Source organism: Geothrix oryzisoli (assembly GCF_022808865.1).
Taxonomy (GTDB): Bacteria; Acidobacteriota; Holophagae; order Holophagales; family Holophagaceae; genus Geothrix; species Geothrix oryzisoli.
Map to the genome: position 1 here is coordinate 301,143 of NZ_JAKZLB010000003.1, position 20,527 is coordinate 321,669.

The 20,527-nt window shown below is 69.2% G+C and carries 16 protein-coding genes; 4 read left to right on the forward strand and 12 right to left on the reverse strand.

The annotated features are described in order from the left end of the window. Positions 1 to 3: 3 nt before the first annotated feature. The 5 genes from MLE43_RS09545 to MLE43_RS09575 all read right to left on the reverse strand — a co-directional run bounded on the left by MLE43_RS09545 (position 4) and on the right by MLE43_RS09575 (position 6,809). The gene (locus MLE43_RS09545; RefSeq protein ID WP_243303486.1) at positions 4 to 408 is read right to left on the reverse strand and encodes a type II secretion system protein; all 405 of its coding nucleotides are present in this window, start codon (positions 406 to 408) and stop codon (positions 4 to 6) included. A gap of 56 nt (positions 409 to 464) precedes the next feature. After that, positions 465 to 1,574 carry a 4-hydroxyphenylpyruvate dioxygenase gene (hppD, locus tag MLE43_RS09550; protein WP_243303487.1) on the reverse strand — a complete coding sequence of 370 codons (1,110 nt, stop codon included), beginning with the start codon at positions 1,572 to 1,574 and terminating at the stop codon, positions 465 to 467. A gap of 179 nt (positions 1,575 to 1,753) precedes the next feature. Beyond that, positions 1,754 to 4,852: a translation initiation factor IF-2 gene (infB, locus tag MLE43_RS14875; RefSeq protein WP_275976149.1), complete on the reverse strand. Its 3,099-nt coding sequence runs from the start codon at positions 4,850 to 4,852 to the stop codon at positions 1,754 to 1,756. Positions 4,853 to 4,909: 57 nt separating this feature from the next. Further along, a complete protein-coding gene (gene nusA / locus MLE43_RS09570) occupies positions 4,910 to 6,238 on the reverse strand; it encodes a transcription termination factor NusA (RefSeq protein ID WP_243303489.1) in 1,329 nt (442 codons plus the stop codon). 1 nt (position 6,239) lies between these two features. Beyond that, the gene (locus tag MLE43_RS09575) at positions 6,240 to 6,809 is read right to left on the reverse strand and encodes a ribosome maturation factor RimP (protein WP_243303491.1); all 570 of its coding nucleotides are present in this window, start codon (positions 6,807 to 6,809) and stop codon (positions 6,240 to 6,242) included. A 383-nt stretch (positions 6,810 to 7,192) separates the two neighbouring features. Between MLE43_RS09575 and folD the strand changes: the two genes are divergently transcribed. After that, the gene (folD, locus tag MLE43_RS09580) at positions 7,193 to 8,107 is read left to right on the forward strand and encodes a bifunctional methylenetetrahydrofolate dehydrogenase/methenyltetrahydrofolate cyclohydrolase FolD (RefSeq protein ID WP_243303492.1); all 915 of its coding nucleotides are present in this window, start codon (positions 7,193 to 7,195) and stop codon (positions 8,105 to 8,107) included. Between the two features lie 15 nt (positions 8,108 to 8,122). On the opposite strand, the gene MLE43_RS09585 is transcribed toward folD, so the two are convergent. Beyond that, the gene (locus tag MLE43_RS09585; RefSeq protein ID WP_243303493.1) at positions 8,123 to 8,881 is read right to left on the reverse strand and encodes an SDR family NAD(P)-dependent oxidoreductase; all 759 of its coding nucleotides are present in this window, start codon (positions 8,879 to 8,881) and stop codon (positions 8,123 to 8,125) included. Positions 8,882 to 8,927: 46 nt separating this feature from the next. Between MLE43_RS09585 and MLE43_RS09590 the strand changes: the two genes are divergently transcribed. After that, a complete protein-coding gene (locus MLE43_RS09590) occupies positions 8,928 to 9,236 on the forward strand; it encodes a 4a-hydroxytetrahydrobiopterin dehydratase (RefSeq protein ID WP_243303495.1) in 309 nt (102 codons plus the stop codon). A 32-nt stretch (positions 9,237 to 9,268) separates the two neighbouring features. Here the strand turns inward: MLE43_RS09590 and MLE43_RS09595 are convergent, their stop codons facing one another. The 3 genes from MLE43_RS09595 to MLE43_RS09605 all read right to left on the reverse strand — a co-directional run bounded on the left by MLE43_RS09595 (position 9,269) and on the right by MLE43_RS09605 (position 14,501). Next, entirely contained in the window at positions 9,269 to 9,709 is a 441-nt protein-coding gene (locus tag MLE43_RS09595) for a hypothetical protein (protein ID WP_243303497.1), read from the reverse strand. A gap of 34 nt (positions 9,710 to 9,743) precedes the next feature. Continuing rightward, positions 9,744 to 11,561 (reverse strand): RluA family pseudouridine synthase, encoded by a 1,818-nt coding sequence (locus MLE43_RS09600; RefSeq protein ID WP_243303498.1) that lies wholly within the window; start codon positions 11,559 to 11,561, stop codon positions 9,744 to 9,746. A gap of 135 nt (positions 11,562 to 11,696) precedes the next feature. After that, entirely contained in the window at positions 11,697 to 14,501 is a 2,805-nt protein-coding gene (locus MLE43_RS09605) for a M16 family metallopeptidase (RefSeq protein ID WP_243303499.1), read from the reverse strand. Between the two features lie 222 nt (positions 14,502 to 14,723). Between MLE43_RS09605 and MLE43_RS09610 the strand changes: the two genes are divergently transcribed. Further along, on the forward strand, positions 14,724 to 16,076 hold the full coding sequence (locus MLE43_RS09610; protein WP_243303500.1) for a hypothetical protein: 1,353 nt from the start codon (positions 14,724 to 14,726) through the stop codon (positions 16,074 to 16,076). 20 nt (positions 16,077 to 16,096) lie between these two features. After that, a complete protein-coding gene (locus MLE43_RS09615; protein ID WP_243303501.1) occupies positions 16,097 to 17,242 on the forward strand; it encodes a tetratricopeptide repeat protein in 1,146 nt (381 codons plus the stop codon). 10 nt (positions 17,243 to 17,252) lie between these two features. Here MLE43_RS09615 and MLE43_RS09620 read toward each other — a convergent pair whose 3' ends face one another. Genes MLE43_RS09620 through MLE43_RS09630 form a run of 3 tightly spaced genes read right to left on the reverse strand, consistent with a single transcriptional unit; the run spans position 17,253 to position 20,510 of the window. Further along, positions 17,253 to 17,855, reverse strand: coding sequence for a uracil-DNA glycosylase family protein (locus MLE43_RS09620; protein ID WP_243303502.1), 603 nt, complete (start codon positions 17,853 to 17,855; stop codon positions 17,253 to 17,255). A 2-nt stretch (positions 17,856 to 17,857) separates the two neighbouring features. Further along, a complete protein-coding gene (locus MLE43_RS09625; RefSeq protein ID WP_243303503.1) occupies positions 17,858 to 18,448 on the reverse strand; it encodes an isochorismatase family protein in 591 nt (196 codons plus the stop codon). A 16-nt stretch (positions 18,449 to 18,464) separates the two neighbouring features. Beyond that, positions 18,465 to 20,510, reverse strand: coding sequence for a M13 family metallopeptidase (locus tag MLE43_RS09630; protein ID WP_243303505.1), 2,046 nt, complete (start codon positions 20,508 to 20,510; stop codon positions 18,465 to 18,467). Positions 20,511 to 20,527 lie beyond the last annotated feature (17 nt).

The following is a 20,527-nucleotide window of genomic DNA, read 5'->3' on the forward strand; positions in this document are numbered from 1 at the left end:
GCCCTACCACTCGTTGTAGGGGATCTGGTTGATGGGGCTCTTGTCGGCCGAGCCGCTCCGCACGCGGAAGACGCCCAGTTCGGCATCGGGGTTGTCGGGATCCGGGGGCTCCAGTTCCAGCTGCCAGGTGTCCCGGGATTGGGTGATGGGATCCCAGGGGATGTCCCGCAGGTAGCCCAGTTCCCGCAGAGGGGCCAGGCTGGAGGGGTATTTGCCGCGGTCCGCCCGGTACTGCTCCAGGGCGTGGTTGATCTGGAAGAGGTTCTCCTTGAGTACGGCCTCGCGGGCCACGGTCGTCTTGTACCGGTACCCCACCAGGCCCACGGTGGTGAGCAGGGCCAGGATGGTCATGACGACCAGCAGTTCCATCAAGGTGAACCCGCGCTGGCGGGAAGGGAAAAAGCGCATGGGATTACCTTACCTCAGTCTGGAGACCGGGGGCAGGAAGCTGGCTCCAGTCGGTCTCAGAGCACGCCGCGCTTCTTCTGATCGAGCTCAATGGAGTCGTACAGCGCCTGGAAGTTGCCCTCGCCGAAACCCATATTCCCCCGGCGCTGGATGATCTCGAAGAAGAGCGGCCCCAGCTGGTCCTCGGTGAAGATCTGGAGCAGGTAGCCGGTCCCGTCGCCGTCGATCTGGATGCCCAGTTCCTTCGCCTCCTCGAGGCTCTCCTGTACGGTGTAGCCGCTTGAGGCGATGCGGCCGGGCAGCAGCTCGTAATAGGTGTCCGGCACGCGGAGGAACTTGAACCCCTGGGCCTGGAGGGTGCGCAGGGTGTGGAAGATGTCGTTGGTGGACAGGGCGATGTGCTGCACGCCCTGTCCCTTGTGCCGGTTCACATACTCCTGCACTTGGCTCTTCTCGTCCGTGGGCTGGTTGATGGGGATGATCACGCGGTTGTTGGCGCTCTGCACGACCTTGGAATCCAGGCCCGTGCCCAGGGCGCCGCGGATGTGGAACTCGCGGGTGACGACGAAGCCGTAGACGCGCTCGTAGAAGTCCACCAGGGCGTCCATCTCGGCGGGGCCCACGTTGTTGGTGAGGTGGTCCACCCGGACGAGGCCCGGGTTGCAGAGCGCCGGGGCCTCGTCCGGCGCCAGTCCGGGCCAGAAGGTGGCCGGCTCGCCCTTGCGCTCGACCAGGAAGTTCCAGACGTCGCCCACGCCCTGGATGGCCGCGAAGCGGACCGAGCCCGCGCCGAGGGCATGGATCTCGGGCTCCAGCATCACGCGGGCCCCCTGGGCGCGGGCCTGGGCGAGGGCGGTCCCCAGATCCTCGACCTCGAAGTTGAGGGCGCAGACGCCCTCGCCGTGGGCCTGGAAGTAGCGGCCGGCCGGGTGGCTCCCGTCCGCCTCGAAGATCAGGATGTCCATGCGCTGCTGGCGCAGGTGCATGACGCTTCCCCAGGCGTGCTTTCCGCTGGCCAGCCGGGCGAACCCCAGGCGCCGGTAGAGGGGCTCCAGGCGGGCGATGGAACCGGTCAGCTGGAAGTGGTCGATGCCCACCAGCCCCAGGGGGTTGCTGGCGGCTTTCTGGTGGGAGGGTGCGGTGAGGGCGAAGCTGGGAGCGGACATGGAGACCTCGTCGGAGCGGACCGCCCAGTCTGCTGCCGAAGGGGCGTGACGAGAATCACATGTAAACGGTTACTTCAATATAATCAGCATTTAAATACCATTGAGTCAATTATGGAGTTCAATGAAAAACGGGCCCGCGTGGCGGGCCCGTTTCCGATCTGCGCCAGGCGCAGGGCGTCTCAGCTGAGGCTGGTGGCGATCACCTTCTCCTTGCTGAAGAACTCGAGGATGTCCCCTTCCTTCAGCTCGTCGAAGCCGTCGAGGGAGATGCCGCAGTCGAGGCCGTTCTTCACCTCGGTCACGTCCTCCTTGAAGCGCTTGAGGTTCTTGAGGCCGCCCTCGAAGAGGACCTCCTCGCCGCGCTTCACGCGGACCTTGTTCGCCTTCTGGACCTTGCCTTCGGTGACGAAGGAACCGGCGATGACGGTCTTGCCGATCTTGAAGAGCTGGCGCACCTCGGCCTGGCCGTGGATGGTCTCCTTCTCCGTGGCGTCCAGCATGCCGACCATGGCCTGCTCGATCTCCTCCGTGATCTTGTAGATGATGTCGTGGAAGCGCAGATCCACGCCCTCTTCACGGGCGAGTTCCTCGGTCTTCTTCTCGGCCCGGGTCTGGAACCCGATGATGGTGGCCTTGGAGGCCTCGGCGAGGAGCACGTCGTTCTCGGTGACGGTGCCGGCGGCGCTGTGGATGATGCGCACCCGGACCTTGTCGGTGCTGAGCCGTTCCAGCTGGCCCACCAGGGATTCCACCGAGCCCTGGGTATCCGCCTTGATGATGAGGGGCAGTTCCTTGACCTGGCCGTCCTTGAGGGTGCTGAAGAGGGTCTCGAGCGTGGCGCGCTGCTTCTGCTGGGCGGCCTGCTTGGCCTTCTCCTGGCGGAAGGAGACGATGGTGCGGGCCTTGCCCTCGTCCTCCACCACCTGGAAGTTGTCGCCGGCGCTGGGCACTTCCTCGAAGCCGAGGATCTGCACGGCGGTGGACGGCTCGGCCTCGGTGACGCGCTGGCCCAGGTAGTCGAACATGGCGCGGACGCGGCCCATGGTGGCGCCGGCCACGAAGATGTCACCGGCCTTCAGGGTGCCGCGCTGCACGAGCACCGTGGCGACGGGACCGCGGCCCCGGTCCAGGCGGCCTTCGATGATGGACCCGGCGGCGGGGCAGTCGTAGACGGCCTTCAGTTCCTTCAGGTCCGCCACGAGGAGCAGCGTCTCGAGCAGCTCGTCGAGGCCCTGCTTGGTCTTGGCGCTGACGAGGACGGCCGGCACATCGCCACCGTAGGCCTCGGTCTGGACGCTGTGCTGGAGCAGGCCCTGCTGGACCTTGTCCGGGTTGGCGCCGGGCTTGTCGACCTTGTTGATGGCGACGACCAGGGGCACGTCCGCGGCCTTGGCGTGGTTGATGGACTCCACGGTCTGGGGCATGACGCCGTCATCGGCGGCCACCACGAGGACGGCGATGTCCGTGACCTTGGCGCCGCGGGCGCGCATCTTGGTGAAGGCTTCGTGACCCGGGGTGTCGAGGAAGACCACCTTGCGCATCTCGCCGGTGTTCGGATCCTTCACGGCCACGTGGTAGGCGCCCACGTGCTGCGTGATGCCGCCGGCTTCGCCCGCGGCCACCTTGGTCTTGCGGATGGCGTCCAGCAGCGAGGTCTTGCCGTGGTCCACGTGGCCCATGATGGTGACGACCGGGGGACGGGGGAGCTTCTCGCCCACCACCTCGCCGGATTCGTCCGCGGCGATCTGCACGTCCTCCTCGAAGGAGACGATGTCGGCCAGGTAGCCGAACTCGCGGGCGATGTCCTTGGCCATCTCGGTGTCGAGGGGCTGGTTGATGGTGGCGAAGATGCCGCGGTGGAGCAGCTTGGCGACGACATCCTTGGCAGGGCGGTTGCACTTCTCGGCGAGTTCCTTGACCGTCACACCCTCGGAGAGCATGACGATGCCGATCTCCTCCTCGATGTACTCGCTGGCGACCTGCTGGGCGCGGGAGCGGGGCTGGCGGAGCTTGAGGTCGAGTTCCTCCTCCTTGCTCCGGACGTAGCCGCCCTTCTTCTTCTTGCCGCCCACGTGGGCACCGCGGCCGGGGCCCTTCTGGCTGTTGGGATCGATGGGACCGGAGGCCGGGATGGAGGGACCGCGGCCGGGACCGCCGGGACGGCCGCCAGGGCCGCCGGGACGCGAACCCATGCCGGGACGGCCAGGGCCACCGGGGCGGGAACCCATGCCGGGACCGCCGGGGCGGCCGCCGGGACCACCCGGACGCGCGCCGGGGCCGCTGGGGCGGCTGCCAGGCGCGGGGCGGGCCTGGGGCAGCTGGATGTACCGGGCGGGCTCCGAGGACCGCGGGGGCGGGGGCGGAGTGTCCGAGGTCTTGATGCGGCTGAAGCCCTGGTCGGGCCTCATCTCCGTGATGGCGGGCGGGATGTAGGGCCGCCGGCTGGGCGTGACCGGGGCGGGCGCGTCATGACGGACCTCGCCGCGGCCGGTGTTGGTGGCCATCTGGAGAACGGCCTTCTCCTTCTGGGGCATGCCGGACCGCTGGACGTCCCGGGGCGCGGGGGCCTGGCCGGGGCGCTGGACGATGGGACGGGCGCCCGCTTCGGGGCGGGGGCCGGAGCCCGAAGTCGGGCTGGGCCCGGAGGGCTGGGCCGGGCGCTGGGGGGCCTGGCCGCCCGTGGGACGGGCCGGGGGCAGCTGGATGTACCGGGCGGGCTTCTCCTCCCGGGGGGCCGGGGCGGTTCCCGTCGACACCTTCAGGCGGGAGAAGGTCTCCTGCGGGGCTTCGACGGGGGCGGCCACCGGAGCGGCCGGAGCCGCGGGCGCCTTCGCCGTGGCCGGTTCGGGGGTGGTGGGCGCGGGGGCCGCGGCCGGGGAGGGCTCGGCCGCCTTCACCTGGGGGGCCGGAGCTGCGGGGGTGGCCGGCGCCGGGGCTTCGGGTTCCGGCTCGGGCTTGGGTTCGGCCTTCTTCACCAGCACGGCGGGGGCCGGCTTGGGCGCTTCGGGTTCGGGCCGGGCCTCGGCCTTGGCGGGCGCCGGATGGCTGGGCGCCTTCACGACCTTCACGGCGGCAGAGGGCTTGTGCAGCGCGAGGGGCGGAGCGTCGCTCTCACCCTTGTGCTTGCCCTGGAAGGACCGACGCAGCTGGTCTGCCTGGTCGTCGGTCAGGTTGGAGCTGTGGCTCTTCCCTTGGAGGCCCAGACGCTTCTCGCAGGCCTCGATGACCTCCTGATTGGCGACTCCGAGCTCTTTGGCGAGTTGGTTGATACGCAGCATGTAAGCGGATTACCTCGGCCTGGGGGTGGGGAACGGGAAGGGCTGCAGGACTACAGCCTACTCCCCGAAATGAGCCTGCACGGCATCGATGAGACGGAAGGCCAGATCCTGATCCATGCCTTCCACCTGCATGAGCTGCTCGGCAGTGACAGTGTAAAGGGATTTGACATCGGGATAGCCCGCGGCGGCAAGACGGTCCGCGAGGGCGGCGTCCAGTCCCTCGGCCTGGATCTCGTCCAGCAGGGTGGAGGCGGGCGCGGCGGCCACGGCGGCCGGGGCCGCTTCGGCATCGACCTCCGGAAGGGCCAGGCCCATGGCGATCTCGGCCTCGCGGCGCTTGTCGGCCTCGCTGCGGACATCGATGTTCCAGCCCGTGAGCTTGGCGGCCAGGCGGACATTCTGTCCGCGCTTGCCGATGGCCACGCTGAGCTGCTCGTCGTCCACCACCACCTCGACCCGGCGGCTCTCGGGATCACCGAGGTTCACGCGGATGGCCTTGGCGGGGTTCAGGGCGTTGGCAATGAACTGGGCGGGGTCGTCGGAGTAGCGGACGATGTCGATCTTCTCGTTCTTCAGCTCGCGGATGATGGCCTGCACGCGGCTGCCCTTGAGGCCCACGCAGGCGCCCACGGGATCGACATCGGGGTCGAGGCTGTGGACGGCCACCTTGGCGCGGTCGCCGGCCTCGCGCACGCAGTTGCGGATGACCACGGTGCCGTCATGGATCTCGGGGACTTCGTTCTCGAAGAGCTTGATGAGCAGCCGCGGATCGGTGCGGCTGACCTGCACCTGGGGATCCTTGGCGCTGCGGTCCACGCTGACGATGACGACCTTGATGCGCTGGCCCTTGTCGAAGCGGTCGCCGCGGAGCGCCTCACTGCGGCGCAGCATGGCCTCGACGCGGTCGATCTCGAGGATGATGGCGCTCTTCTCGAAGCGCTTGACCTCGGCCACCACCACCTCGCCGATGCGATCGGCGAACTCGGTGAAGATGCGCTCGCGCTCAGCCTCGCGGACCTTCTGCACCAGCACCTGCTTGGCGGCTTGGGCGGCGATGCGGCCCAGCTGGCTGGTGTCCTGGGGCAGCCAGAGGGTATCGCCCTCGGCAGCGTCGGGGTTCAGCGTCTGGGCCTCGGTCAGGCTGATCTCCAGGTCCTCTTCCTCGACCTCGGCCACCACCTGCTTCAAGGCATAGACATGGAACTCGCCGGTCTCCCGGTCCATCTGGGCCTGGAAGTTGCCGTAGAAGTCCTGGGCATTGAAGTATTTGTCCGCGGCCTTCGCCAGGGCTTCCTCGACCGCCGCAAAGACATCCTCTTCGGGGATGCCCTTCTCGGCGGCGATCATCTTCACGCTATCGAAAAAGGTCGTAGCCACGTTTGCCATCTCAGGCCTCCTCGTCCTCGGCAGCGCTTGTCTCTACGCCGTCGGTATCAGGTACTTCGGTGAGCCGCGCGGCCAGGTGCTTGGGCCGCGGGGTCTTCTCTTCGTCGAACGGCGCCAGCCGCGCCTTCTGGATGGCCTCGACGGGGATGGTCTTGAGGACGCCATCCTCTTCGAGGGTGATGTCGTCGCCCTCCAGGGGGCCGATCCAGCCCTTGAACCGCTTCTGGCCGTTGATGGGGGCGGCGGTCTGCACGCGGCAGAGGCGGCCCGCAAAGCGGCGGAAGTGGTCGGCCTTGACCAGGGGACGCTCCATGCCGGGACTGCTGACCTCGACGCCGAACTTCTCGCGCAGGTCGGGGAATTCCACATCCATCCAGAGCACGAGGCCCTCGTTGGCGGCGGTGCAGTCGTCCAGGGTGATCTTGCGGCCGCTGGTCTCGGCATCCAGGTGGTCGATGTAGAGGCGCACCATCTCGTCGCGGCCTTCGCGGACGATCTCCAGATGCACCAGCTCGTAGCCCAGCAGGGCCAGCTGGCGCTCGAGGAGGGGCTGCGCTTTCTTCAGATCCAAGGAAACTCCGGACTAACAACAAAAAAGGTGGGCCGAACCCACCCAGTCTTGGCACCCGAGTCCGGGTGGCCATGGCCGAATTGAATTCCAAGTCTAGCGCTCATGGCCGGGAATCTCAAGGATGGTTAATGATCTCCGGGGTTTCCCCCCGGTCGCGCGTGCGTGGCCAGGATCCAGGGGCCCGCTGCGCGCCCAGCCCCGGACGCCCCGTGCCCAGGCGCGGTCGAGCCGCGCCTGGGCTGAAACCATCGGTCCCGGGGGAGGGGAGAGATGGCCTCCAGGCCCCCGGAGCCCGTGCAGGTTCAGGGACAAGCCGTGTCCCTGCGGAAAATCTTGATGAGGGCCACGGTCCCCCTGGGATTCAATGGAGGGTGGAGGAACCCATGGCCACCATCCTGGACGGCAAGGCGCACGCGGATCGCATGCTCGAGGTGGTGCGCCGGGGCGTGGAGGCCCGGCTGGCCCGGGGGCGGCGGGCCCCGGCCCTGGCGGTGGTCCTGGTGGGCGACGATCCCGCCAGCCATGTCTATGTCCGCAACAAGGCCGCCGCCTGCGCCAAGGTCGGCATCACCTCCCTGGAGCACCGACTGCCTGCGGAGACGCCCCAGGCGGAGCTGGACGCCCTCATCGACCGCCTGAACGCCGACCCGGCCGTGGACGGTATTCTCGTGCAGCTGCCCCTGCCCAAGGGCCTGGATTCCAAGGAGGCCCTGCACCGCATCAGTCCTGCCAAGGACGTGGACGGCTTCCACCCCATGAACCAGGGCCTGCTGCTCGAGGGTCTGCCGGGCCTGCGCCCCTGCACGCCCAGCGCCTGCATGTCCCTGCTGGCCCACCACGGGGTGGACCTCAAGGGCCTGCGGGCCGTGGTCCTGGGCCGCAGCGAGATCGTGGGCAAACCCATGGCCCTCATGCTGTTGGAGCAGCATGCCACCGTGACCATCGCCCACAGCCGCACGAAGGACCTGCCGGCCGTCTGCCGCGAAGCGGACCTCCTGGTGGCCGCGGTGGGCCGGGCCGGCCTGGTGGAGGGATCCTGGATCAAGCCCGGCGCCGTGGTGGTGGACGTGGGCATCAACCGGGTCGAAGATCCGGACCTGGCGGCCCGGATCTTCGCGTCTGAACCGAAAAAGCTGGAAGCCTTCCAAGCCAAGGGCGCCGTCCTCTGCGGCGATGTGCGCTACGGCGAGGCCATGCAGGTGGCCTCCGCCGTGACCCCCGTCCCCGGCGGCGTCGGGCCGCTCACCATCGCGGGGCTGCTGACCAACACCCTCCAGGCGGCGAATCAGCCGGGCTGATCCGCCGGGGGAGGCTTAAGGGCACAATCCCCCGTCCACATTGACGATCTGGCCGCTCATGTAGCTGGCCCAGTCGGAGCAGAGGAAGGCCACCACGCCGGCGACCTCCTCGGGCTCGCCTTCGCGCTTGAGGATGGCGGGTGCGAGCATCTCCCGCCGGACCTCCTCGGGCACGTCCCGGGTGAGCTCGGTGCGGATGAGGCCGGGGTTCACGGCGTTCACCAGCACGCCGAAGGGGGCCATCTCCCGGGCCAGGCTGCGGGTGAGGGCGATCACCGCGCCCTTGCTGGCGCCGTAGTTGGTCTGGCCGGCCTTCCCGATGATGCCGGTGGGGCTCACGATGTTGACGATGCGGCCCCACTTGCGGGCCATCATGCCGCGCACGAAGGCCTTGGTGGCGTACACGGTGCCGCGGAGGTTCACGTTCATGACCTCCTCCCACTTCTCGTCGCCCATGAGGATGAAGGGGCCATCCTGCCGGGTGCCCGCATTGTTCACGAGGATGTCCACGGGACCCAGTTCGGCCTTCACGCGATCCGCGGCGGCCTCCAGCTCGGCCTTCACGCGGACATCGGCCAGCACGGCGATGGACCGGCGGCCCATGCTGCGGATCTCGGCCGCCACCGCCTCGGCGAGCTCTCCGTTCTTCTGGGCATGGACCACCACGTCTGCGCCCCAGCGGGCGAATTCCACGGCGATGGCCCGCCCGATGCCCCGGGAGGACCCGGTGACGAAGGCGGTGCGGCCGAGCAGGGGTGGCTGGTTGAAGGGCATGGCGCGATTCCAGGGCAACGGATTAGGATGCCCCATGGGGGAAAGCATGTCCAAGGATCTGGTCAACCCTGACGCCATGGAGGCCTTCCTCAGGGCGCACCCGGAATGGGTCGCGCAGGGGGATTCCCATGGCCTGACCCTCCGGCGCCGCTACGTTTTTTCCGCCTACCCGCGTGGCCTGGGCTTCGTGATGGCCGCCGCCGAACACGCCGAGAAGGTGAACCACCATCCTGACCTGACCCTCGGCTACCGGTGGGTCGTGGCCGTCCTCACCACCCACGTGAGCCGCGGCGTCACCCAGCGGGACCTGGACCTGGCCGAGGCACTGGACCGGATGTATCTGGAGCACATCTAGGCGGGAGGCCAGCCTCCAGCTTCCAGCCTGTCTCACTGCACCGGCATGGCGCGGGGGGGCGGGTTGAACCGTTCCTGCATGGACTGCACCTTGGTGAGGTTCAACTGCTCCGGATGGGACGGATCGGAGAGCATGAATTCACCCAGCTCCAGGGCCTGGTGCTTCGGCGGCGGCAGTTCGAAGGCCGCGGAGAGGCGCTCCCGCAGGGCCTTGAGGTAGAGGGTGAACACCTCGTGGCGCGGGGACTCACGGTAGGCCAAGTCCCACACCTCCACCGTGGCGCCTGGAGGCTCCCGGCGGGAAGGTTTCAGGGGCTTCGCGGTGACCCCGAGGATCAGGCCGTCCCAGCACCCGGGCGCGACCAGACGGATCGGCTCGGTGGGGGCGCCCAGTTCCGTGTGCAGCGCCAGCTTCCACACCTCCTGCGCGGTCAGGCAGGAGGTGAGAAGGAGACCGGAGAGAACTCGGCGCATGAAAGCAGGATGATCCGGGCGGCGGCCCGGTTCCTCAGGGTTTTCGAGGCTTGGGCTTGCCCGTGCGGGGGGCTGGTTTCCGGGCCGGGCGCTCACCCGGGCCTTCGCGGCGCGGACCCGTGGGGCGGCCGGCGGCACTGTAGGTGCGGGGCGCGCCTTCGTCTCGTCGTGACCCGGCCGGACGGCCCGCGGGTCCAGAGGCGCGGCGGGGTCGCTCGTCGCTGTCCGGGCGGGACCGGGCGGGGCGATCGCCGGGGGTGAAGGGCTTGCGGGGCCGGGCCTCGCCGTCCTCGCGGCGCGGGCGGGCGGGGCGCTCGGTGGAACCGAAGGTGCGGCGGGGGCGCTCGTCGCTGTCCGGGCGGGGCCGGGCGGGGCGGTCCCCGGGGGTGAAAGACTTGCGGGGCCGGGCCTCGCCATCCTCGCGGCGCGGACGGGCGGGGCGCTCGGTGGAACCGAAGGTGCGGCGGGGGCGCTCATCGCTGTCCAGGCGGGGTCGCGCGGGGCGGTCGCCGGGGGTGAAAGACTTGCGGGGACGCTCATCGCCGTCCTCGCGGCGGGGTCGAGCCGGACGCTCACCAGGGGTGAAGGGCCGGTGGGGGCGTTCGTCACCATCCTCGCGGCGCGGACGGGCGGGGCGCTCGGGGGAACCGAAGGCGCGGCGGGGGCGCTCGTCGCTGTCCGGGCGGGGCCGGGCCGGGCGCTCGCCGGGGGTGAAGGGACGCCGGGGCCGCTCGTCGCCATTCACGGGGCGGGGCCGGGGCGTGCGGGCGGGGGCCGAGCGTTCGTCGCGGTCATCGAAGCGCTTGGCCCGGGCCACACGCTTGAGCTTGTGATCGCGGGTTTCCGTCGGCTGATAGATCCCCTCCTCGCCCTTCACGCCCGTGACGGCGCGGTGGATGCGGGCCTGGTTGCGCAGGGCCTTGAGGGCCGCCTCCATGTCCGCGGGCATGGGAGCGGTCACCGTGACCTGCTCCTCGGTGACCGGGTGCTTGAAGCCGAGCAGCTCGGCGTGCAGGGCCTGACGATCCAGCAGCGGGCTTTCGGTGCCGTAGACCTGGTCGCCCAGCAGGGGGAAGCCTCGGTCGGCGAACTGCACGCGGATCTGGTTGCGGCGGCCCGTCTCCAGGCGCACTTCCACCACGGTGTGGCCGGGCAGGCGCTCGATGACGCGGTAGTGGGTCACGGCCTCCTTGGCGCCGGCGGGCATGCGCTTGCCGCCACCGGGGCCCTTGCGGACCTTGGCCACGGACATCTTCAGGGACTTGGCGTGCTCGATGAGATGGCCCGCGAGGGTGCCGCTGTTCTCGGGCAGCTCACCCACGAGGACGGCGAAGTAGACGCGCTGGAGGCGGTGCAGCTCGAAGTGCTTCTTGAGGCCGTGCAGGGCCTCCGGGGTCTTGGCGAAGACCAGCACGCCGCTGGTGAAGCGGTCCAGGCGGTGGACGATGAAGAGGTTGAAGCGCTTGAAGCCGCGGCGGCGGTAGGACTCGGTGATGGCTTCGGCCAGGCTGGGCTCACCACCCTGCTCAGCGGGCACGGTCAGCAGGCCCGCGGGCTTGAAGACGAAGAGCAGGTGGTTGTCCTCCCAGAGGGTCTCGAAGGGGCCCGACTGCAGCTTCTTGGTCGGCGGCATCACGTCATAGGTGCGCTCAGGGTCGAAGGCCACCTTCACGGTGTCTCCGGCATTCAGGCGCAGGCCATGCTTCTCCGCGGTCTCGCCGTTCACCGTGACGCAGCGGCCGTCGATGAAGCCCTTGGCCTGCCGGTGGCTGATGACCATCACCTTGTGCAGTTCCGAGGCCAGGGCCATGCCCTCGTGCTCAGCCTGCCATTCCCGTTCGATGCGTGCCATGGCAACGCCCTCCGTCATCGCCCCGCGTCACTGATCAACGCCGAGCGGACATCCAGCAGACCATGAAAGGCTTCTCCCACCTAGCAAAATGGGGGAGCGGCACGCCGCTCCCCCATTTTGCCGGCACGAGAAAGGCTATTTCTTGGCGAAATCCCCCGCCTTCACGATGACGAACTTCGCGGGATCCAGATACTGGCGCAGGGCGGCGTTGACCTCGTCCAGTTTCAGGGCCTTGACCTTGGCCTCCAGCTCCGCCTCGAAGCGCACGGAGCGGCCGAGGTAGAGGGCGCTGCTCAGCCAGCCGGCGATGGCGCGGTCCTCCTGGCGCTGGGCCTCCTCGCCCTGGAGCCAGGTCTTTTGGGCGAAGGCCAGCTCCTCTTGGGTGAAGCCGTCCTTCAGGGCCTTCTGGAGTTCCTCCTGGAAGGCGGCCTCCAGCTTTGCGGCGTTCTGGGGCGCGTAGATGGCGTAGCCCTGCCAGGAGGCGAGGGGATCCTGGCTGCTCACGTTGACGAAGGAGCCGGCGCCGTAGCTGAAGCCCTCCTTCTGCCGCAGGCGGTCCGCGATGCGGCTCTTGAGGGCGCCGCCGCCGAGGATCTGGTTGGCCATGAGGAAGGCCGGATAGCCGGGATCCGTGTCCTTCATGGCCCAGCGTTCCGCCGCGATGAAGATGGCCATCTGCTTGTCGGGTGTCTCGAGGACCTTGGACTGGCCGGGAACCGCCTTCAGGCGGGCGGGGATGCGCTCGTAGGGTGCCGCAGAGACCCAGCCACCGAACAGCCCCGTCACGAGCGCCTGCAGTTCCTTGGCGTCGAAGTCGCCCGAGGCGGCGAAGGTCGCATGGTCCGCGCCGTAGAAGGCGGCATGGAAGGCTCTGAGCTCCTCGGCCTTGGCGGCCTTCAGGTCCTGGATCCGGGTCTCGGGGGAGCGGTAGGCCGAGGGATGGCCGGCCGGGTAGGCATCGAAGGTCTGGCCCAGGAACTCCATGGCCTTGGCCTGGGGCTCCTGGCGCTGGGACTCGATGCCGGTGGTCTGCTGTTTCACGAGGGTCTCGAGTTCCGACGCCGGGAAGGCCGGCTCGCGCAGCACTTCGGCCACCAGCTTCAACGTGGCGGCGAGGTTCTCCCGGGGAACGGTGAACCGGGCCTGGGCAGAGGTGGCGCCCCCCGTGACCATGACGTCCGCCTTCAGCCGGTCGAAGGCATCGGCGAGTTCCTGGCGCGAGTGCTTGAGGGTGCCGCGCAGGAGCATGGCGCCCGTGAGTTCCGGTGTGGCCCGCCGGTCGCGCAGGGAGGCCTCCTGGCCGAAGCGCAGGGTGAGCTGGACGGAGGCCATGCTGCCCTTGGTCTTCCGGGAGAGCAGGGCCCCCTTCAGGCCGTTGGGAGCCGTGAAGCGCACGGTGCGCAGGTCCACGTTGGCGGGGCTGGCGTCGAAGGCCTCGCCCTGGGCGATGGTCTGCTTGCCCGTGTAGGCCTTCACGTCCGCCGCCACGTCGGGCACGCCCGGCACGATGGTCCGGTCCGGCTTCTCCGTGGGGAGGTACTCCCCGAGGGTGCGGTTGCTGGGCTTGAAATACCCCACGGCCGCCGCCTGGACCTGCTCGAGGCTGGCGTCCATGGTGCGGTCGCGATCCAGGAACCACTCCCGCCAGTCGCCGGCCGCCATGGCTTCGCTGAGGCTGATGGCCATGGTCTTGGTGTCGGACAGGGCTTGGTCGATGCCCTTCTGGACCTGCGCCTTGGCGCGGTCGAGTTCGGCCTGGGTGATGGGCTTGTCCTTCAGGCCCTCCACTTCGTGCAGGAGGATCTCCTTCGCCTTCTCAACCTCCCCATCCTTCGGCAACATCACGCCGAACATCTGGAGGCCGGGCTCGTAGGTGGTGAAAGAGAACGGGAAGATCTGGGCGGCCAGCTTGGGCTCCACCAGGGCCTTGTAGAGGCGCCCGCCGGGCGCGTCGGTGAGGATCGCCGTCACCAGGTCCGTGGCGCTGCGGTCCGCCCGGGCCGAGGGGGCGACGTGGTAGCCGACGATCAGGAGGGGGGCGCCCCCCACGCGCCGGACGGTGACGAGCCGCTCGCCGTCCTGGGTGGGCTCCACGGTGTAGGTGGGTTCCAGGACGCGGGCCGGCTTGGGAATGCGCCCAAAGGTCTCGTTGATGAAGGTCAGGGTCTTCGGCCCGTCGAACTGCCCCGCCACCACCAGGACGGCGTTGTCCGGCTGGTAGTAGGTCCGGTAGAAGGCCCGCAGGTGGTCCACGTTCACGTGCTCGATGTCGCTGCGGGCGCCAATGACCGGCTTGCCGTAGTTGTGCCAGTCGAAGGCCACCGACAGCACCCGGAGGCCCGTGACGCCGATGGGGCTGTTCTCGTTCTGTTCGAATTCATTGCGGACGACGGTCATTTCCCCGCTCTTGCCGTCCTTGCCCCACAGCGTCTCGGCGGTGAAGGTGCAGTTCAGCATCCGGTCCGCCTCCAGGGCCAGGGCCTTCTGCAGGTTCTCTTCGGAGGCCGGGAAGGAGACGTAGTAGTTCGTGCGGTCGAAGTTGGTGGTGCCGTTGGCGTCGCCACCCAGCTCGTTGAGGATCTTCCAGGTGTCCGGGCGATCCTTCGTGCCCTTGAAGAGCATGTGCTCCAGCAGGTGGGCCATGCCCGTCTCGCCGTAGTGCTCCATCCGGCTGCCGACCAAGTAGGTGATGTTGGTGGTGATGGTGGGCTTGCTTGCGTCGGGGTAGAGCAGCACCCGCAGGCCGTTGGCCAGGCGGTACTCGGTGATGCCCTCCACCGTCGTCACCTGGACGGGAGCCACCAGCGGAGCGCCTTGGGTCGCCTTCCCCTGGGCGCCTACCTTGCCTGGGGGCGTGGCCTGCCTGGGGGCGTCTCCCGCCACCAGCGTGAAGGCCAGGGCCCCCACGAGGGGCAGCATGGCTCGACGGGAGAGAGACATAGGACCTCCAGGTTATGAAAGATTCCGCGTGGGAAGCCCTCAGCATACGCGGCAGGCGGAGGGCGGTTTGTTAAGAGATGTTAAGTCTTGGCTCAATGGCGTTTGAAGTCATTTGATCTCAGCCGGGAATCCAAGGATGGTGGGAAGGACATTCCCGAGAAAGACCTCGTGTATGACCCTGCCTGGGCTCATCCCCGGGGCGTGCCCGCCGATGAGGCCACCATGCGCGTTCCTCCCGCTCTCGCGACCATCCTGCTGGCAGGCGGATCTCTGCTTGCCCAGAGCGCCCTCGGGCAGCTGGAGTCCATGACGGGGCAGAAGGTCCAGCGCTTCCAGGGATCCAGCGCCTACCGGAAACAGATCACGCGGCCCGTGCCCAGCCGCACGACGACGAAGGTTCCGCGGATCACGCCCGATCAGCGCGCCGCGGGCCTGCTGGCGGGAGTCTTCGGCGGCATGCTCTCCCAGGCCCTCCAATCGGGCCCACGGTCCGGCGTCGGCACCGCCCTCCACGACGACCAGCAGGCCCAGTTGGAGGCCCGGCTCGCCCAGCAGCGCCAGGACGCCATAGCCCGGGACCAGCAGGCGCTCCATGCCTGGGCCCAGGACTATTCCTCGCAGCTGAACCGGCAGCTCCTGGCCCAGCGGGGCGGCAGCCTAGAGAGCCAGGCCGCTGCCCAGTCGGCCCTGTGGGACGGGGGCGCGCGGCCAGCGGGCGTCGACCCTCTGGCCGTGGACCTGAGCGATGCGCGGGCCCTCACGCCCGGCAACCTGAAGGAGCTTCCGGCGCCGAAGCCGGTCACGGCCGACGAAGTGCTTGCGCGCCGGGCCGAAGCCCAGGCCCGCCTCCAGCGGATGATGGTGGAGAACGGCGATCTGAAGGTCCTGGGCCAGCGCTTCTATGAGCTGGAAGACGAGCTGGCCCGCCTGAAAGAGGAGGCCGCGCGGCTGGGCTCCGACGGCCGCCAGTTGATGCGGGAGCATGAGGCCTGGGGCGCCCAGGTGGACCGGGCCGTGCAGAACTCCCTGGAGCGTGGCGCCAGCCTGCTCACCGGCACCATCATCCCCGACGGGACCGCGGACGGCCTCAAGACCCTCCGGAAAAACCCCAAGGTCTGGAACGGCACTCTGGAGGCCCTTTCCGGCGTGAACGACTTCACAGACTTCGTGACGGAGCGCGCGGACCGCGCCATGGCGGCTCGCGATGCCGTGGACTGGGCCCGGGCCAAGCAGTCGCTCTTCCAGAATGTCGACTACCTCGCCTCCAACCTGTCGCAGGTCAGCAAGGCCTGGAAGCCCCTCAGCACGCAGTGGGAGCTGGGCAAGAACATCGTGGGCTCGGGGCTGGACGTGGCGCAGGAGCTGGATGCCTGGGGGAACCTGAAGGGCGCCGCCGGCGACCAGGCCCTCCTGAGCCAGAAGCAGAAGGCCCTGATGGGGAAGCTGACCGCCCTGGCGGGGCAGCTCCAGGCCTCCCGCACCACCATCGCGGGACGGCTCGGCGTGCGCCCCGAGGACCTCATCCCCGCACAGGTCCAGCCCAAGGGGCTGGGCAGCGCCGTGCCCCGTCTCTGATGTCCCTTCCTGGAGCCGCCATGTGTCTGTTGCCCCTCCTCCTGCTCGCCGGTACCGGCCTGGCCGCGTCCGCTCAGTCCCCTGCTCCGGCCCCAGCTCAGGCACCGGCCCAGGGGCCCCTTCCGTCGGCGGCGGGGACCTTCGAGGATGCGCGCCGCCACCTGGTGCGGGGCGCCGCCGCCATCGAGATGGCCAAGGCTGATTCGGACCTGGCCCTGGCCGCGGACGAATTCAAGAGGGCCACGGAGATCGCTCCCGAATGGGCCTTCGCGTGGATGAACCTGGGCCAGGTGCAGGCGCGCCTGGGCCGCCTGCCGGAGGCCATGGCCAGCTACAAGCGCTACCTGGCTCTGGCCCCCAACGACAAGGACGCGGCCCGCATCGGGGACGAACTCATCAAGCTCGAATTCCGGATGGAGCAGACGGCGCGGATCCAGAGCCGCGCTGGCGTCTGGCTGGGCAGCGGCCGCGGCTGGTGGACGGCCACCGCCGAGGGCAACCGCCTGGTGCTGAAGTGCGCCAACGAGTTGATGTCCTCGACGGAACTGGACGCCAACACCTTCTGGACGGACACCCCCAAGCCTCCCCAGCGGGAATTCCAGCTGGAACTCCAGGGGACGAAGGTGACGGGCAGCAGCAGCCGGAGCGAGGTGATCGTGGGCAAGTGCACCGTGCCCGCGGAGGTGGCGGAGGTGACCGGAACCTACGATGAGGCCGCCGGACGGTTGCACTTGAAGTTCCCCCGCAGCCGGTTCAGTGCGAAGACGAGCCTGAACCTGTTCCTGGATCCGGTGGACTGCGCGGGGGTCACCGTGCTGGAGAAACCCACCGTCGAGGTGTATCTGCACGGCCCGCTCCCCGTTGGGGGGATCGGCGCCCACATCGACACGGCCTACAAACCCGGCGCCGTGCTCATCCGTACCGAGTGGTCGGGGCACCTGGGCGTGACCGACGTGTTCAACCCCGCCGCCCAGGCCGCGGGCCTCCAGGCCAAGGACGAGATCCTGGCCATCGACGGGGTGAAGGTGGCCGGTCTCGATCCCGGCGAGGCGGTGCGTCGCCTCTACGGCGTGCCGGGCACCGAGGTGACGCTCAGCATCCTGCACAAGAAGGCCAAGGAGCCCGTGGACATCAAGATCACCCGGATCAAGCTTTCCGGCCGCTGAGCCTGGGGCCTCAGCCGCGGAGCAGGCCCTCCAGCCCGTCCCGCCAGGCGGCCCTCAGGTCGTCCAGCTTCAGGCCCCGGCCCTTCCCCGGCGCGGCCTGGAGCAGGCCCTGGGCGCTGGGATGGGGCAGGGCGTGGAGCTCGAAGGGCGGCGCCTCCAGCAAGCGGGTGAGCACCCACTCGGCCCGCTTGCCGAAGGCGATCACCCGCAAGGGGGTGCTGCGGCCGGCGGCGGCCCGGGCCAGCTCCGCCGCGAGGCGGGTGAGGTTGGCGGGGGCGAGCAGATCCTTGTTGGAGGGGGCGAGGAAGTGCTCGCCATCCTTCGTGGGGCAGGCGGGGTAGGCATTGCTGAGGGCCGTGCCGAGCAGGTGCGGAGCGAGACCCAGGGCCCGGAAACGGGCCCCGTCCCAGTCCTCCCAGGCGGCACTGGGCACCTCGGCGCGGCCGGTGGCGGCCAGGGCGCGGTACACGGTGATGCCCGCGCCATCGCCCCAGAACGGGAGGCCCGACTGGTCTGCGCCCCGGGGGCCCGGAGCCTCGCCGAAGAGCATGACGGACACCGCCCCGGAAGTCGGGAAGAGGGCGGGGACCGGCCGGCCTTGAATCCGGGGCATGGTCAGCCCGGCTGCCCTTCTTTCATCAACGCCGACAGCGCCTTGAACTGGGGGTGGTTCTTGTCGCGGGCCCACTCGAAGGCCACGGACTCGTGGTTGGTCAGCGTGGCCCCGGCGGCGGCCATGCGGTCCAGCGCGTGCCTCCGGTATTCCTCGCCCCGGCCGCTGACGGCGTCCCAGCAGAGGTGCACCTCGTGGCCCGAGCCCAGCAGCTCGAGCACGGTCTGCATCACGCAGACATGGGCCTCGATGCCCGCCACGACGATCTGCCGCTTCTCCCGGGCCAGGTGGGGCCGGGCCTGCTTGAGCAGGGCTTCGAAGCCGGCATCGCCGCAGCAGCCGAAGGCCGTCTTCTCCAGGAAGAACTTTGGCGTGGCCAGGGCGTCGTAGGTGGCGCGGATGCTCTCCTCCGTGGGCCCGATGCCCTTGGGGTACTGCTCGGTGAGGACCACGGGCACGGCGAAGAGGTCCGCCAGCCGCATGAGCCGGCGGGTGGCCTCCAGCACGAGGGCTGGCCGATGGACCATGCCCACGAGCTTGCCCTGGAGGTCGATGACCACGAGGATGCTGCGGCTGGAATCGAGCAGGGCCATGGGAGCCTCCTGGGGCCTACCAGATCTTCACGCGGTCCGCCGGAGCCAGGTAGAGCGTCTGGCCGGGCTTCACGCCGAAGGCCGCGTACCAGGCGTCCAGGTTCCTCACGGTAGAGGGCCGGAAGGAGGCGGGGGCGTGGCCGTCCGTGAGGATCTGCTGGCGCAGCAGGGGCTCGCGGGTCTTCTCTCGCCAGCTCTGGGCGTAACTGAGGAAGAACTGCTGATCGCCGGTGAGGCCCTGCACCATCGGTGCCTCCTTCCCCTTCAGGGACAGGCGGTAGGCGTCATAGGCCGCGGCGAGGCCCGCCACGTCCGCGATGTTCTCGCCCAGGGTCTGCCTGCCCTTGATGTGGAGGCCCGGGAACGGCTCGTAGGCGTCGAACTGCCTCACCAGCTGGTCGGCGGAGGCCTGGAAGTGCTTCAGGTCCTCGGGCGTCCACCAGTTCTCCAGCTTCCCGCTGGCGTCGAAGAGCGAGCCGGAGTCGTCGAAGCTGTGGCTGATCTCGTGCCCGATCACCGCGCCGATGGCGCCGTAGTCCATGACCATGGACCGCTTCGGATCGAAGAACGGGGGCTGCAGGATGGCCGCGGGGAAGTTGAGGGCGTTCATCACCGGCAGATTCACGGCGTTCACGAGCTGGGGGTTCATCACCCACTCCGTGCGGTCGATGGGCTGGCCGAGCTTGGCCAGGTTGCGCTCGTACTCGAAGCGCTCGGCCCGCTGGAGGTTGCCGAAGGCGTCCCCGGCCGTGACCTTCAGGCCGCGGTAGTCGCGCCAGCGATCCGGGTAGCCCACGCCCACCTTGAGCGCGTCCAGCTTGGCGAGGGCCTTGGCCTTGGTGGCGGGGGACATCCAGTCCAGGTGTTCGATGCGGATGCGGAAGGCCTCCTTGATGTTCGAGACCATCCGTTCGGCCCGGGCCTTCTCGGAAGGCGGGAAGTACTTCGCCACGTACGCCTTGCCCACGGCCTCGCCCAGGGCCTGGTTGGCCAGCGCCACCCCCGTCTTCCAGCGGTCCAGGGGCTTGGAGGCGCCGCTCAGGACCTTGCCGTAGAAGGCGAAGGACTGGTCCGCCACGGCCTTCGGCAGCACCGGAGCCCAGTGCTGGATCGCGTGGAAGGTCAGGTAGTCCCTCCATACGCCGAGGGGCACCTCCGCGGTCAGAGCCGAGAGGCCGGTGACGGCGCCGGGCTGCCAGACCACGAACACCTGGGATTTCGTCAGGCCCGCAGCGGCGAAGAAAGCCTCCCAGTCCAGGCCCGGGGCCTTGGCCGTTAACTCGGCCCGGGTCCAGTGGTTGTTGCCCTTCTGGACGTCGCCGGATTCCTCGCGGCCCAGGTGGGCCTTGGCCATGCGGGTCTCCAGATCCACCACGGCCGAGGCGCGCTCGAGGGCGTTCGACAGGCCGGCCAGCTTCAGCATGGCCGCCACGTGGGTGGTGTACTGGATGCGGACGGCCGCCATGCCCTCGGAGGGATCCAGGTAGTAGCTGCGCTCGGGGAGGCCCAGGCCGCCCTGGAGGAGGAAGGGCGCGTAGCGGGTGGGGTCGTCCAGGTCCTGGGCCACCCACAGCCCGAGGAAGTTGGCCGTGTGGTACTGGGTGGCGTTCAGCACGTCCACGTCGGCCCGCAGGGTCGTGCCCAGGTACCGGGCCAGATCCTGGCGGCCCTGGATGGCGCCGATGGCCTGGAAGGTGGGGCGGAGGGGGCTGAGGCCTTTCTTGTCGATGGCCTTCTCGGCCATGAAGCTCGTGTAGAAGTCGCCGATCTTCCGCAGCTCGGACCCGGCGGGGGCCTTGGAGGCCGCCGCGGCCTGGATCAGGGCGGCCGTGCGCCGGTCCGTGAGGTCCGCCACTTCGCGCCCGACCCCGTAGGAGCCTCGGTCCGCGGGGATCTCCGTGCGCTTCACCCAGGCGCCGTTGGCGTAGGAGAAGAAGTCGTCGCCGGGGGCCACGGAGCGATCCATGCCCGAGAGGTCCAGGCCGTGGGGCACGGCTTTGGGAGGTGCCGCCACCAGGGCGGGGACGAGACAGAGGGCAAGGAGGGGCAAAGATCCGCGCATGGAGTACCTCAAGACCC

Coding starts and splice junctions, on each gene's coding strand:
- folD (WP_243303492.1), top strand. CDS start 7,193: ATGGCCACCATCCTGGACGGCAAGGCGCACGCGGATCGCATGCTCGAG.
- MLE43_RS09585 (WP_243303493.1), bottom strand. CDS start 8,881: ATGCCCTTCAACCAGCCACCCCTGCTCGGCCGCACCGCCTTCGTCACC.
- MLE43_RS09630 (WP_243303505.1), bottom strand. CDS start 20,510: ATGCGCGGATCTTTGCCCCTCCTTGCCCTCTGTCTCGTCCCCGCCCTG.
- MLE43_RS09545 (WP_243303486.1), bottom strand. CDS start 408: ATGCGCTTTTTCCCTTCCCGCCAGCGCGGGTTCACCTTGATGGAACTG.
- MLE43_RS09600 (WP_243303498.1), bottom strand. CDS start 11,561: ATGGCACGCATCGAACGGGAATGGCAGGCTGAGCACGAGGGCATGGCC.
- hppD (WP_243303487.1), bottom strand. CDS start 1,574: ATGTCCGCTCCCAGCTTCGCCCTCACCGCACCCTCCCACCAGAAAGCC.
- MLE43_RS09615 (WP_243303501.1), top strand. CDS start 16,097: ATGTGTCTGTTGCCCCTCCTCCTGCTCGCCGGTACCGGCCTGGCCGCG.
- MLE43_RS09590 (WP_243303495.1), top strand. CDS start 8,928: ATGTCCAAGGATCTGGTCAACCCTGACGCCATGGAGGCCTTCCTCAGG.
- infB (WP_275976149.1), bottom strand. CDS start 4,852: ATGCTGCGTATCAACCAACTCGCCAAAGAGCTCGGAGTCGCCAATCAG.
- MLE43_RS09605 (WP_243303499.1), bottom strand. CDS start 14,501: ATGTCTCTCTCCCGTCGAGCCATGCTGCCCCTCGTGGGGGCCCTGGCC.
- MLE43_RS09620 (WP_243303502.1), bottom strand. CDS start 17,855: ATGCCCCGGATTCAAGGCCGGCCGGTCCCCGCCCTCTTCCCGACTTCC.
- nusA (WP_243303489.1), bottom strand. CDS start 6,238: ATGGCAAACGTGGCTACGACCTTTTTCGATAGCGTGAAGATGATCGCC.
- MLE43_RS09625 (WP_243303503.1), bottom strand. CDS start 18,448: ATGGCCCTGCTCGATTCCAGCCGCAGCATCCTCGTGGTCATCGACCTC.
- MLE43_RS09595 (WP_243303497.1), bottom strand. CDS start 9,709: ATGCGCCGAGTTCTCTCCGGTCTCCTTCTCACCTCCTGCCTGACCGCG.
- MLE43_RS09610 (WP_243303500.1), top strand. CDS start 14,724: ATGCGCGTTCCTCCCGCTCTCGCGACCATCCTGCTGGCAGGCGGATCT.